This window comes from Enterococcus sp. AMC1086, from assembly GCF_058216575.1.
Genome location: NZ_CM177100.1, coordinates 379,467 through 393,594, shown reverse-complemented (window position 1 = coordinate 393,594; position 14,128 = coordinate 379,467). Strand labels below are relative to the sequence as shown.

General features: G+C 36.3%; 9 protein-coding genes. 2 read left to right on the top strand and 7 right to left on the bottom strand.

Going from position 1 to position 14,128, the window contains the following annotated elements:
- Positions 1 to 69: 69 nt before the first annotated feature.
- Genes AC4BC4_RS01940 through AC4BC4_RS01930 form a run of 3 tightly spaced genes read right to left on the bottom strand, consistent with a single transcriptional unit; the run spans position 70 to position 5,008 of the window.
- On the bottom strand, positions 70 to 984 hold the full coding sequence (locus tag AC4BC4_RS01940; RefSeq protein ID WP_438757467.1) for an ROK family protein: 915 nt from the start codon (positions 982 to 984) through the stop codon (positions 70 to 72).
- A gap of 18 nt (positions 985 to 1,002) precedes the next feature.
- Positions 1,003 to 3,693 (bottom strand): alpha-mannosidase, encoded by a 2,691-nt coding sequence (locus AC4BC4_RS01935; RefSeq protein ID WP_490476607.1) that lies wholly within the window; start codon positions 3,691 to 3,693, stop codon positions 1,003 to 1,005.
- A 25-nt stretch (positions 3,694 to 3,718) separates the two neighbouring features.
- The gene (locus AC4BC4_RS01930) at positions 3,719 to 5,008 is read right to left on the bottom strand and encodes a glycoside hydrolase family 125 protein (protein WP_490476606.1); all 1,290 of its coding nucleotides are present in this window, start codon (positions 5,006 to 5,008) and stop codon (positions 3,719 to 3,721) included.
- 161 nt (positions 5,009 to 5,169) lie between these two features.
- Between AC4BC4_RS01930 and AC4BC4_RS01925 the strand changes: the two genes are divergently transcribed.
- Both AC4BC4_RS01925 and AC4BC4_RS01920 read left to right on the top strand, forming a co-directional pair.
- The gene (locus AC4BC4_RS01925) at positions 5,170 to 6,204 is read left to right on the top strand and encodes a GntR family transcriptional regulator (protein WP_438757470.1); all 1,035 of its coding nucleotides are present in this window, start codon (positions 5,170 to 5,172) and stop codon (positions 6,202 to 6,204) included.
- A gap of 3 nt (positions 6,205 to 6,207) precedes the next feature.
- Positions 6,208 to 8,349: a GH92 family glycosyl hydrolase gene (locus AC4BC4_RS01920; protein ID WP_490476605.1), complete on the top strand. Its 2,142-nt coding sequence runs from the start codon at positions 6,208 to 6,210 to the stop codon at positions 8,347 to 8,349.
- A 137-nt stretch (positions 8,350 to 8,486) separates the two neighbouring features.
- Here AC4BC4_RS01920 and AC4BC4_RS01915 read toward each other — a convergent pair whose 3' ends face one another.
- The 4 genes from AC4BC4_RS01915 to AC4BC4_RS01900 all read right to left on the bottom strand — a co-directional run bounded on the left by AC4BC4_RS01915 (position 8,487) and on the right by AC4BC4_RS01900 (position 14,047).
- Positions 8,487 to 9,980 carry a response regulator transcription factor gene (locus AC4BC4_RS01915; RefSeq protein WP_438757472.1) on the bottom strand — a complete coding sequence of 498 codons (1,494 nt, stop codon included), beginning with the start codon at positions 9,978 to 9,980 and terminating at the stop codon, positions 8,487 to 8,489.
- Between the two features lie 90 nt (positions 9,981 to 10,070).
- On the bottom strand, positions 10,071 to 11,795 hold the full coding sequence (locus tag AC4BC4_RS01910; RefSeq protein WP_490476604.1) for a sensor histidine kinase: 1,725 nt from the start codon (positions 11,793 to 11,795) through the stop codon (positions 10,071 to 10,073).
- Entirely contained in the window at positions 11,788 to 12,402 is a 615-nt protein-coding gene (locus AC4BC4_RS01905; RefSeq protein WP_438757474.1) for a YesL family protein, read from the bottom strand. The genes AC4BC4_RS01910 and AC4BC4_RS01905 overlap by 8 nt, the downstream gene beginning before the upstream one ends.
- Positions 12,403 to 12,580: 178 nt before the next feature.
- Entirely contained in the window at positions 12,581 to 14,047 is a 1,467-nt protein-coding gene (locus tag AC4BC4_RS01900; RefSeq protein ID WP_438757475.1) for an ABC transporter substrate-binding protein, read from the bottom strand.
- Positions 14,048 to 14,128: the final 81 nt, after the last annotated feature.

Sequence of the window (14,128 nt, the reverse complement as noted above, 5' to 3'; positions counted from 1 at the left end):
TTTATTTCTCGAAGTTAAACGCTTCTGCCCCAACCTATCTATACCTATATACACAATGAGAAACAAACCTTAATTTTTAAAGTTAGATACTTCGGCTCCAACCTCATTGGTTTGTTTCATTCTATTTTTTTGCTCTTTCGCTAATAATAAACAGCCCATCGTTCCGCTATTATCCCCTAAATCACAACCAACGATATATTCCTCTAACCTAGGCAGAGTGCTATAATCGCCTAATTGTTCTTTTAATGATTCGCGAACTTTCGCAAGAAGATGCGTTTGCTTCATCACACCGCCACCTAAAATAATTTTCTCTGGCGAAAGTGTTAAACTGTAATTCATCAAGGCCTGCGCTATATAAAAAGCTTCGATCGTCCAAACTTCGTGATCTGGCTCTAATTGTTGCCCCTTCATTCCAGTTCTTTTTTCTAGAGCAGGTCCAGCAGCCAACCCTTCTAAACAGTTATCATGATAAGGACAAGAACTTTCTATCCTATCATTCGGATAGCGTTGAACTGAAATATGTCCCATTTCTGGATGGCTAAAGCCATGCAAAACATGACCATTCACAACAGCTCCACCACCAATGCCTGTCCCTACAGTCAAATAAATACAGTTTTGAGTTTCTTTTCCCGCGCCTAAATGCATCTCACCATAAGCTGCCGCATTTACGTCCGTCGTCCAAGCTATCGGGATATCGTAACGCTCTTTTAATGCACCTAAAAAATCCACATTTCTCCAGCCTACTTTAGGTGTAGATGTAACGTGACCATACGTACTCGATTTCTGATTGATATCGATTGGTCCAAAAGAACCTACCCCAAGAGATTTTAATTTGTACCCATCAAAAAAATCAAAAACTTGATCTAATGTTGCTTCTGGAAATTGTGTAGGCAAGCTAACTCGTTCAACGATATTCAGTGCTTCATCCGCTACTGCACAAACAAATTTTGTGCCGCCAGCTTCGATTGATCCATAATACTCCATCAAAATCAACGCTCCTTTTTATCGATCAAACCCAATTGTACGAATTTCATAGGCATTCAGTGTTTGCACTACTTTTCCAGATTGTCTTTCTTCTAGTAAATTCAATAAATAGGGCTCTTCACTATTATTTTTGCTTACCTCCAGGTTACATTGATCTTTGCTCATATTAAATCCTCTGACAACAAGTGTGTGATCATCTTCACTGTTTTTCACTGCGGTCACAGCAAAAGTATCCCCTTCAACCGTTAAATAAGTATCTTTCATCTTTAATTGCCCGCCATGCCTTGTTGTTTGTCTCACGCTAAAAGGAATTTGGGCAGCATATGCTCGTTGATAAGTCGCGTAGCGAGCTGCTGCTTCTCCATGAAAATCAACACCATAACAAAAAGTATGCTGACCTAAACATTGTGCCTCTGGTGTTGGGAAGTAACCCCAGTCTCCCATTTCTCCAACAGCTCTTAAAAGCGTTAAAGCGATTGTATTATTTTCAGGTAAAATTTCGTATTCATTTAAACCAAAATTTGAAACGGTCATTCCTGATTTTTCATCATGAATATTGACAAATGCATGCTGATGTTGTGGATTGGTCGGATTTTCCCAACTTTTACTGACTTGATTAGGTCTTGTCACTACTTCATAAATACTATCCGCTTCGTGTGTATCTGTTTTAATTCCTGTTGGAAATAACATTCGTAGGCGATGATCTTTCATTTGATTATCGAACGTCGTTTCAAATCCTAAACGTGCAGAGTCTTTTTCCATTGTTAATAGTGTTTCGATTGTCAGTTCTTTCATTTTTGATGAGCGACCTGATACTCGATAACGGAAATCAATTACAGCTTTTTGTTCTTGTTCCAATAAATCTTCTGCTGCTTCTGGTATCAGAATGCGTTGAATGATTCTGATTTGTGCCACAAATGATTCATTTTTAACAATAGAAATTTCTGCTGGGAGATCACTAGACATCATCGGCTTCGCACCTTCTGGTTGTTTAAAAATGTACTCGTTTCCGATGTCACCTGTATCTTCGATCGTCAATAACTTGTTATATTCTCTATCTGAAGATTTATCTAGTACGTTTATAGTGCCGTCTTCATTGATCGTGACAATCAAACAGTTGTTTTCCAATACATATTTTTCTGTATCTTTAATCATTGAAGCGGATTCTTTTATTTGCGTTTTTGCCTCTTGTAATGCAAAAGTCTCCCATGAAAAAGCGGGTATATTATTTATTGCCATCTCGACTTCAACATATTTAGCCATGTACGGTATTCTAAAACGATCCTTTGGTAAATCATAGCCAAAACTAACTTCAGGTTTTGAAATCATAGCTGGTATTATCTGCCCATCAGAGCCAACCACTTCAAATATCGGCGTATCACTTTCAGCAAGCTCCCTCCACAATTCATGTGGAATCCCATTTTTAAATGGTTTTCTCGCAATTTCTACTTTTATTTTTACAATTTCTGATTTTTGATAGCCAGATGTGTTAAATACCACGAATGGATAACTATTTTTTGAACATTTTTCTGTATTGACAGCCTCAGTCAAATGCATCAGTGCTTCTTCAGCTAAAAACTTTCCAACTTCATTTGCTTTTTCAAACCGCGGAATCATTTCACGATGCACTTCATCCACAGAACACCCACAAATACTATCATGAGGATGATTTTGCAATAGCATTTTCCAAGCATAATCTAGCTGATCATGAGGATACGCTTTCGTTAGATCATACGCCATTGCAGCAAGTGGTTCTGTCACATTTTCTAATTGTCGTTCTACTTTCGTGTTCCATTGTTTTAAATAAACTCTTGCTGAAGCTGTATTGGCTAGAGTATACCATCCATCCGTCTCTTGACTTGTCAATTCACCATGAACTGTTCCAACTTTTTCTGGTAAATCTTGTCCCATCTGAGTCAAGTATTCATCAAAATTCGAGTGAATGAATTCATAGCCTGGAAACAGTTCATTCGCCAAAGCGATTGCTTTTGTAATATCTTTTTGGACTGGTTGATGATCTACACCATTCATCATCAATAAATGATCGGTAGAAGCAAATTTTTCAACTTCTGCTAACTTCTGCGTCCAAAATTGTAAAGCTGCTTCTTTTTCTGCTGGGATCTCATTGCCATTACTGTACCAATTCGCAAATAGCAAACCTAAAACTGTACTTCCATCTGGTCCTTCCCACCACATTTCTGAATATTGGGATGTATAATTTTCGTCATCTAATACTTCATTATTGAAGCCAACTGGTTTTACCCCTCTACCAAAAGCTGCTGCCTCTAAACCTGCTTGCTTCATCATTTGCGGTGTTTGGCCCATATTACCAAAGGTGTCAGGGAAATAACCTAACTTGACCGCAGGCCCCCACTTTTCGCTTTCTTTTTTTCCAATCAGCATGTTTCTGACATTCGATTCTGAACTAATTAAAAAGTCATCTTGTAAAATGTAAAATGGACCAATTCGAAGTTTTCCATCCGTGATAGCTTTTTGAAGCGCAGCTTTCTGCTCTGGTCTAACTTGCACATAATCATCTAAAATAATTGTTTGACCATCTAAGTGAAAACTATCAAAGTCTGGGTCATGTTCTGCAAGATCCAACACATCATCCATTAACTCGACTAAACGCATATGGTGCTGTTCATACGGCATGTACCACTCACGATCCCAGTGAGAATGCGAAATGATATAAACTTTTTTTTTCATGATTTTCTGCTCCATTTCCTTATTTTTATCGCGCAACTCGAATGTCAAAATAATCCATCACTAACTCACAAAACATCATATTTGCCCATGAGAACCATTCACGCGTATAGTTTGCAGGATTATCTACATCGAATCCTTCGTGCATTAAATGAGTACCACCATCATTTGCAACTAAAGAATTCAAAATTCTTTCTTTTTCTGTCTTGTCTTTCGTCGTCATCCCTTCCATTGCAAGGGCAATCGGCCAAATATAATTTTCTGGAGTATGAGAACTACCAATTCCTTTCGCACATTTACCCTCGTAAAAATAAGGATTCTCTTTACTTAAAACCGTCTTGCGCGTTGTTTGATACATCGAATCGTCGATTGTTGTATACCCTAAATAAGGGGCTGAAAGTAAGTTAGGAATATTACTATCATCCATAATGCTGGCGTGCCCTAATCCATCTACCTCGTATGCGTACACTGTTTCTCCACTTTGATTATCCGTTTTTCCGTATTTTTGAATTCCAGCATCGATTTCTTTTCTTAGAGAAGCAGCCTGTTTTACCACTTCTGAATCTGCGAATACTTCCGTAAAGATTTCTTCAATATAGTCTAAAATGACCACTGCAAACATATTTGATGGGACTAAATAACCGTAACGGCACGCATCGTCGCTCGGACGAAAACCTGACCAAGTCATTCCTGTTTTGCTAACTTCAGTTCCTCGTCCTTTGTTTGGTAGTGTATCTTCCACTCGTGTTGTGTCTCGTTCAAATGTATAAGGCGAATTTTGATGTTCCTGCTCTGTTTTAAATACCGTCAGAATCTTTTTCACACCTTCAACAAAGTTTTCGTCAAATTGCTTCGTGCACCCGGTATTTTTAAATAATAAATAGGCTAATTGAACGGGATAGCATAATGAATCAATTTCATATTTTCTCTCCCAAATCCACGGATCCATCGCTGTATGATCTGTTTGATGCCCCGCACTGTTTGGTGTTTCATTGAATGCATTAGCATAAGGATCGATCGTGATATAGAAAAATTGTCGTTGAACCAAGCCACAGATCATATCTCTGAGCTCCTCGTCTTCTTTTGCAATCACTAAATATGGGCGAACTTGGGCAGTCGAATCTCTCAACCACATCGCTGGAATATCACCTGTTAATAAAAATGTCGTACCATCTGTTTGTTTTTCTACAGTTGTAGTTAATGTGTTAGCAAAAGCCGCATTAAAATTTTCAGCCCATCCAGCATGTTCATCTCCACAGAGTTGTGTAATTTTATCCATAAAATCTTGCACTGAGTTTGGTATTTCTTTATAAGTCATCATTACCTCCAAAATAGTTGATATATCATTTCACAACGAAATTATATGCTAATGAAAGCGTTTTGTCTACTGTTTTATTAAACATTTTTGAATTGAACTCTTTTTCTTTCTATGTTACACTCTTCTTAATGATATATCATTTCACATTTAGGAGAATAACTATGTCTAAACCTTTATATAAAAAAATCACAGATGATTTGTTACACGCTATCAAAACTGGACAATTACAAGAAAATGCACAACTTCCCACAGAAAAGGAACTATCTCAAACCTATAATGTCAGCCGTATCACGTCTAAACGAGCCTTGACAGAGCTTGAAAATCAAGGATTGATTTATCGTATTCAAGGAAAAGGAAGTTATGTGCAAAAGCGCAAAGTAAAGAAGAGACACGTTTCGCGCATCTTATTTTTAATTCCATTTGTCAACGATCTTTCTCTTGGCAATTTCAACGAAGGTCTGGCACCAATAACAAGCAAACATCATTACGAAGTGATTATGTCATCTGCTGAATTTTTGATCAATAAACAAGCTGCTGATATCATCGAAGACTTTGATGGTATGATTTATTACGCACATAATACTGAAGACTTTTTAGATACTTTATTTGAGCTATCGATCCAGCAATTTCCAGTCATCATCTTAGATAAAAAAATACACGATCTACCTTATCCCACTGTCCAATCAGATAACTTTTCAGGTGGTGCAATGGCTACAACTTATTTGGCTGATTTAGGTCATAAGCGAATTGCTTATATTTTTGGAGAACCGACTTTACCTCAATCTGTCAGACAGCGTTATTTAGGCTATATTCACGCAACAAAAGAGCAACACTTATCTTTCCATACGGCTTTAACAGATAAAAAAGCTTTTTTAGATGATGCGATCATTGATTATCTGCAGGACAATGAAATCACTGGAGTTGTCTGCGAAAATGATTTAGTCGCAATTGCTCTAATAAATCAAGCCAAACGTTCTGATTTGGATATACCAAATCAATTATCCGTTATCGGCTTTGATAACATTCAAGCTGCTTCACTGATTGATCCGTCACTAACAACGATTGCTCAAGATTTCAAAGGGATGGGCAATCTTGCAGGTACAATGTTGATTGAATGGATCGAAAACAAAGTGATACCAACAGATCAGCAAGTTCCAATAAAACAAATTATTCGAAACTCAACAAAGGAGAATTGATAGATGAACTCAACATTGATCGACACAAGACACGGTACCGATAATCAACATTCTTTTTCAAATGGTAATTGCTTACCTTATACCGGTGTACCTTTTGGCATGAATTACTTTGCACCTCAGACCAACGGAGACAACGGAAGTTGGTGGTTCAATCCTCGTGATCGAGTGTTTCAGGGTTTCCGTTTGACCCATCAGCCTAGTCCTTGGATGGGAGATTTCAGTTATTTAGTGATGTTGCCTTATAACGGGACGCTAAAAGAATCAACCGTATTCCATGCTCAGTCTTCTTACCGACCAAATGAGAGCGTTTTTAATCCTAGTTATTTAGAAATCACTGCACAACGGTATCAATTGACTACTCGCCTAATTCCTAGTATGTATGGTGGAGTTTTAACCACGAATTACTCACAAGCAGATGCTGGATTGTTACTGTCATTACCGGGAAAATACCAACTTACTATCGAAGACGCTCATACGATTTCCGGCTCTATAATAAACTACGCAGGTTGTGAAGATAATCATTTTTCTTTTTATTTTACAATGCATTTTCAACAGCCGTTGATTTTTGAAACACCTGTTGAAAAAGAAGGAGAAAATGATTGCATTACTTTTTCATTCGGGAATATAGAAGAACAAGTTGTTCAGTTTGGCACTTCTTTCATTAGTTTGGAACAGGCTAAATTAAATCTATCTCGTGACTCTCACTGGCAACCTGAGGATTATCTCACAGATGCAGAAAAACAATGGGCCCACTATCTAGATAAAATCGATATTCAAGATAAAAACCAGCAACGCCGTTCAACCTTTTATCATAATCTGTATCGCGCATTTTTATTCCCGCAAACATTCTACGAAAAAGATTCTAATGAAAAAATTATTCATTATGATACTTTAGCAAAAGAAATAAAACCAGGATTTTTATATACCAATAACGGTTTTTGGGATACGTATAAAACGGTCTATCCTTTATACTCATTGATCGCTCAGGATAAATATGCAGAGATGCTGGAAGGTTTTTTGAATAGTTATCGGGAAAGCGGTTATTTGCCTAAATGGCTTTCGCCAGACGAACGGGGCTTGATGCCTGGAACGTTGATCGACGCTGTAATTGCTGATGCTGCAGTTAAAAAAATCCGCCCAGATTTGATGCCTGAATTTTTAGATGCCATGATAAAAGGCGCAACCATTCAAAGTGAAAATCCTAATTACGGTCGACAAGGAACAAAAGATTATCTGACATATGGTTATGTCCCAGCCAGTTATCATGAGTCAGTGAACCATACCTTGGATTATTGTTATAGTGACTTTTGTATTAGCCAAGTCGCTAAAACCTTGAATGAACAAGCTACAGCTGAACACTATGAAAAACAAGCAAAGAATTATTTAACCATTTTCGACCCTAACACAGGATTCATGCGCGCAAAACAACCGGATGGTACGTTCAAAGAACCCTTTAACAGCCATCAATGGGGCGGCGACTATGCGGAAGGAAGTGCATGGCAAAGTAGCTTTGCAGTTTACCATGATTTTAAAGGATTGATTGAAGCCTTCGGCGGGCATGCAAAATTTCAAGAGAAATTAATTGATTTGTGCAATCAGGCACCTTCTTATAATGTTGCTGGATATGGGTTTGAAATTCATGAAATGAGCGAAATGGCTGCGATAGAATTTGGACAACTGGCGATTTCAAATCAGCCAAGCTTCCACTTTCCGTATCTATTTAACTATCTTGGAAAACCAGAATTTGCTCAACCATTACTAAAACAATTGATGATTCAAGAGTTCGATGATAGCCCGACTGGTTTCCCTGGTGATGAGGATAATGGCAGCATGGCTAGTTGGTATATTTTTAGTTCGTTGGGATTTTATCCCGTTTGTCCAGGTTCAGGTGAATATGTGATTGGTATGCCTTTATTTGATAAAGCTGTTATCCATCTATCTAGTGGTGAAACCTTGACGATTTCTGCCAGCCCAAACCAAGAGCAGCAACAATTTGTAGATCATATTCGTTATAACGGTTCTTATCATGAAGAATTATTTTTTGACCATGAAACGTTGATGAAAGGCGGCGCAGTCGATTTTACTTTAGGTATTGTGCCTAGACCGAAAAATTATGGAAAAGGGCAACTTCCATTTAGTATTTAACAATAACTATGATGAATTAGTCATACAAAAAGAAATCACAAAAATTTTTATATTGTGATTTCTTTTTGGATATTCTTATTTACTTCCTCTACAATTGCTCATTTCAACTTTTTTAGATGACTATAGCTTCATCGTACCTATTCTTCAACTGAATCATATTGATGTTTATATTTTTCTCGAAATTCTTTTGGTGTTAAATCGTTCATTTTTTTAAAAATTTGTGAAAAGTAAGTGCTATTGTTAAAGCCAATTTTGTCAGCAATTTCATTAACATTATCATCAGAATACAACAATAGATTTTGTGCTTTTTTCATACGATACTGGTTCAAGTATTGAGAAAAGCTTTTCTTTGTTTCTTTCTTAAAAAGCTGACCTAAATACATCACATTAAGGTGCAGTGATTGCGCCACACATTTTAATGTGAGTTCACTCGTGTATTCAGAGCGAATTTTATCGATAACATTTTGGACATTTTCTGAATAATCGTAGGTCATTTTTTCCCGAGTAATTTGTCTGACTGTTGTCGATAGAATTTCATGTAGCTTATCTACGTTCGACGAATGATTGATATCATCTAAGACTTGCTGATATTCCTCTTCATCTAAATGATTGAACCGGCGATAAATATCCATAAACAGCATAAAAGTGATATGACGAACATCTTCTGGACGTGCACCGATTTTTTGTGTTTTAGAAAAAATTTCAGCAATCGTTTTTTCAATTGTGGGAAAATCCCCCACCATCAATGTCTTGTTAAAATTGATAATATCCGCTGACAGATCGAAATCATCTGAAAAGACGGAGTATAAGACATTACTGCCACTTGCTTCATAAAACTTATAACGCTGTAATGTTTGGTTCGCTTTTTCGTAACTATCTGGAACATCTTCCCAATCGTTCACAGTCTCACCAACACTTATCAGCCAACTATCATCTTCGTCGCCTTGTAAAGGATTAGCCGTCAAAAGCTGATTTAATTGATATTTACCACCTTTAAAAATATGTACCAACAGACTTTTATCCCCTAGATTTCGAGAAAAAAACAACGATTGCTGTTGTTCTTCCAGCCAATTGATGACTTTGACTTTTTTCTCTCGGGTTACTTCGATTAACAGGACGGTCCAATCCGATTTTTCAGTTGTGTTGACTACTTGATCTAGCTCTTCGTAGCTATCCTTATCAATCTCACCGTTGACCCACTGTGACAATAGAACTTCACTATATAAGTCATTTCTCGTTTCCTGTTGATTGCGATTATCCAAGCGTTTTTTTGCCTTTTTGACACTTTTTAGAAGCTCTAATTTATCTACAGGTTTCATCAGATAATTGATTGCTCCTAACTGCAGACCTCCTTTTAGGAAATCAAATTTCTGATAACCAGAAAGAATCATAAATTCAAATTGACGTGCCTCTTTTTGAGCAGCTTCAATAAATTCTAGTCCGGTCATTTCTGGCATAGTGATATCTGTAATCACCAGATCAATCGCCTCGGTCTCCATTATCATCAATGCTTCTTTTGCATTTTGCGCTGTACCTTTAATCGTGAATCCTTCCGCTTCCCAAGAAATAATTTTTTTTAAACCATTCACGATCATATATTCATCATCCACTAATAAAACGTTATACTTCATTTTATCGCTCCTTGCTCCCATGACTACTCATCACAGTTGATTGTATAATACAAAGGCTATTTTAGACGTTTGTATCGATTCATTTTAATTTTAAGAACTAGGGTCATTAAAAGAAAGCTCAAGCGCAATGCCTTTTGTTTCATTGGGGTTAATGGTCATCAAAAAGGATACACCAAAGTAAGCACGTAGTCGTTCATTCACATTTTGTAGCCCAATCGAATCATGTAACTCGATTTGTTGGCTCCAAAGTTTTTCTTGGATTAATGTTAATTTTTGTAAAGATATACCTTTACCATTATCACGTATCAAAATTTGCACTTGTCCATCTACTAAGTGGGCTTTTACACTAATCGCATTGTCATTTCTAGAAAAATCGATACCATGAACAAAATAATTTTCAATCAATGGCTGAATGGAGAATTTAGGCAAAATCAGTTCCTTCAACGCTTCATCGATCTCAAAGTGATAAGCGATTCGATCTGGATACCTCATTTGATACAAATACACATATTTTTCACAAAAACTCAGCTCTTTTTCTAACGTCGTTGTTTTAGCCTGATCCGTATTGTTTCGTAAAAGAGTTGAGAACGCATACACCACATCAGCTAATTCTTCACTTCCTTCGCTTAAAGCATACATACGAATATACTCTAATGTGTTATACAAAAAATGTGGGCTGATTTGAGACTGGAGTGCTCTCATATGAGCATCTTGCTGTTTGATTTCTAGTTTATAAATATCTGCAATATACTGTTCAATATTGTCTAACATCGTATTGATGCCTTTTGAGAGTTCTTTTAATTCAAATTGCGTTTCCTGATCATCGATCCTCGTATTCAACTCTCCTTTAGAAACGAGAGCCATTGAATCCATAATAATATCCACTTGCTGAGAATATTTGGTAAATGTTCGATACAATAAATACAAAAGTAGTAAAATCAAAACAAAACCGCCCAGCATTAGAATCCGCAAATCAAAAAAGACATGGGCCAGAATCATCTCTTTAGAAACGGTTACTAAAATATCAAATCCACTCGTTGTTTGCAAATGTTCTACTATATTTTTTTCTGATAATTTTTGGATCGGTAACAGTGAAGTTTCGTTCATTTTTTGCTGAATTAACGTTTGATCTGCTGTGTCTTTTTCCTCTATATAAGTCAGCAGTTGGTAACCTGTACTTGAAAATACATACGCAGATAATCCTTCAAATGTCGTTAAATGAGTCAGACTGTCTACGATATCCTTTTGAGAAAACTCAACATAGAAACTCCCTAATACTTCTAAGGTCACTGGATTAGTAATCGGATACGCTAAATAAAACTTATTGTCTAAACGAGGCGTGCCACTAATTTTTTTACCGTTCTTGTCTTTCGCTGTAGAAAGATAATAGTCATCGTAATTGTTCAATACCATGATGATCGATTCAACATTATCATACATTGTATAAAAATTTTTCACTTGGCTGGGTAAAAATAGATAATTCCCCGTTTCCAATTGTTGATCGTAAGAATAATTCAAATAATCTGAAATTGAAGTATCCATATAATGATTCAAATTATTGATCTTCTCTTGGTTTTCTGTCAAACCATTCAACATTGTTTTTCCCTGTAAATTCTTATCATTGATTGATCGACTGATCATATCAACAGCTTCTTGGGCTGTGATCTTCCCTCTTCCCATCGATTGCCAATAGGTGTTCAGCCCAATACTGATCATACCGATCAAAATCAAAGAAACCAGAATCAACGCATAGTTTTTCAACAATCGGTTCAGCAACGTTTTTTCATTAATGGAAGAAGGTCTCTTTTTACGCATGAAGTTCCAATCTTTGATCGATTGTTTGGCGCCATGACTTAGTTGCCATAAAACTCCAAATTTGAATCATAGAAAACGTACCGAATAAAATCAACCCTTTGAATTTCCATGTGATAAATAAAATCAGACTTATGCCAATCGCAATCTTCAATAAATTTGTAAAATTAGATAACGTAGAAATAAAAGCTAATTTCAATAAGTTCTTTAAGCCAATATCATAATAGCTATCTAATAATAACGAATATTGAAATGTGACCGTAGCATAAATCATGGCAAAAACTAAAAGAAAATCAATCATCAAAAAGGACAATCCTTGAATTTGAACAGATAAAAACAAATTATATACGAGCAATGCCAAAAATAAGATCAGCGTATAAAACAGAATATTTCCTCTGACAAAATTCTGTTTAAAACTGCTCCACCCTTCCTTCAACGTGATTTCTTTATAGTTAAACTCATGACTGACAAACAATTCATTCACCGTTTTAAGCGCGGGTCCAACACCTGCTACAATCAAACCACAACAGCTGAATAGCCAAAAGAATAAATTCAACTTCACGATGACCCAAATCTTAATGAATAACGTTTCTAACGCTTTTCCAACCATCTACCTCTTCCTTTCTGCTTCTCTCTTAGTATAATAAATAACTATTACGAATATTCCAAATAAAAAACTACACTACATAATATACTACGCCATTTAAATGAGCTATTATTTTTTTATAAAAGAACCAAGTAAAAACGATGAATCATCGAATCACTTGGCTCCCGTTGGTATATCTGTTCTATTTTTTCAAAAAGTCATCGTATTGTTTTTGCATTTCAGTCAGAACTTTTTCATAACCAGCATTATCAAGTGCTTCCTTCATTTTAGGAACAGTCTCTTCTGGATCAACAGTTCCTGTATTTAAACCATCCAAATATTGGCTCATAACGTTCGCTATGTTACTCATTTCCGTTTTTACATTTGAGGTTACAAAATTAAATCCTAATATCGGAGACGCTTCTGCTTTGGCAATTGATTCATCCCGTTCTTTGATCATTTCATCAGTAATGGTATCTTGTGTGTATAAAATCTTGTTATTACCAGTATTCCAAGCAGGTAAATGCGTTTTAGGTTTATATCCTTCTAGTATCTTGATCTTATCTTCTTTATCAGGTACTTTTTCCCAAGCTTCACCTTCGATTCCCCAAACTAATCCGTTGAGCAATTCCGGGTCACTATTGAGTTGCCCTAAAACTTCTACCGCTTTTTCCTTATTTTTTGAAGTATTTGAGACAACAAAATTGGCCATTTGTGCTTGAGCTGTTGATTTTAATGGCTTTGTGAATGCTTTCGATACTAATTCTTGTCCAGCAGCATTACTTAAAATCGTATCGCCATAATCGTATGGACCTTGTGTTTCTTGACGGATGAACCATGTATTTCCTTCTAAAGGATACTCTGTATTACTTGTTGCAGCATCAGAAGGAATGTAACCTGCTTGATACCACTTATGCATCGTTTTCAAGGATTCCATAAAGTCTTTACTTTCATACTGATTAATAATTTTATCAGTATCACCATTTAGATCAACTGCAAACGGATACTCTATACCAATTGGAAAATCATAATCCCCTTGCACTTTAAACCCTTGACCAATTGCAAATGCTGCAATATTTGGTTCTTTTTTATGGAATGTTTTTAAAATGCTCTCTATATCTTCATACGAATCCACATCATCGATCGATAGATCATATTTGTCTAGATATTGCTTATTGAATGTCAGCACTTGCTGAGAATACACATTAGCATTAACTGGAAATGCATACAATTTCCCATCGACTAGATTCCCTTTGATATAGGCTTCATCCAATTGATCATACGCATCTTTAGCAAGCTTTGGCGCTAATTCAGTCAAATCAGCAAAAGCACCTTTTTGCGCATTCGGTACATAATTATCGGCAAAGGCAATATCATAATTTTCACCTGAAGAGACAATAACACTCATCTTTTTTTGATAATCGCCCCATCCGATATACTGAATATTTAATTTGGCGCCCGTTTTTTCTTCGATTTGCTTATTGGCTATTTCCATCAATTCATCATAATTATCAGGTTTATCCCCGATTTGATACATTAATAACGTATTTTCATCCGAACTTTTACTACTTCCAGCCGTCTTATCCTTACTTCCTCCGCCACATGCTGTTAAAACACCTAATAGAACAACTGCTGTACTCAAACCGACTATTTTTTTCCAAGTCTTCATTGTAAGTTCCTCCTATTTTTAAAAGCTAAACAGATTGCGTCGTTCATAAGAAAATTAGACGACCTATCCAATTAATTACCT

Excerpts from the sequence above, each read along its gene's own strand:
- AC4BC4_RS01940 (WP_438757467.1), bottom strand. The coding sequence starts at position 984 with ATGGAGTATTATGGATCAATCGAAGCTGGCGGCACAAAATTTGTTTGT.
- AC4BC4_RS01935 (WP_490476607.1), bottom strand. The coding sequence starts at position 3,693 with ATGAAAAAAAAAGTTTATATCATTTCGCATTCTCACTGGGATCGTGAG.
- AC4BC4_RS01930 (WP_490476606.1), bottom strand. The coding sequence starts at position 5,008 with ATGACTTATAAAGAAATACCAAACTCAGTGCAAGATTTTATGGATAAA.
- AC4BC4_RS01925 (WP_438757470.1), top strand. The coding sequence starts at position 5,170 with ATGTCTAAACCTTTATATAAAAAAATCACAGATGATTTGTTACACGCT.
- AC4BC4_RS01920 (WP_490476605.1), top strand. The coding sequence starts at position 6,208 with ATGAACTCAACATTGATCGACACAAGACACGGTACCGATAATCAACAT.
- AC4BC4_RS01915 (WP_438757472.1), bottom strand. The coding sequence starts at position 9,980 with ATGAAGTATAACGTTTTATTAGTGGATGATGAATATATGATCGTGAAT.
- AC4BC4_RS01910 (WP_490476604.1), bottom strand. The coding sequence starts at position 11,795 with ATGCGTAAAAAGAGACCTTCTTCCATTAATGAAAAAACGTTGCTGAAC.
- AC4BC4_RS01905 (WP_438757474.1), bottom strand. The coding sequence starts at position 12,402 with ATGGTTGGAAAAGCGTTAGAAACGTTATTCATTAAGATTTGGGTCATC.
- AC4BC4_RS01900 (WP_438757475.1), bottom strand. The coding sequence starts at position 14,047 with ATGAAGACTTGGAAAAAAATAGTCGGTTTGAGTACAGCAGTTGTTCTA.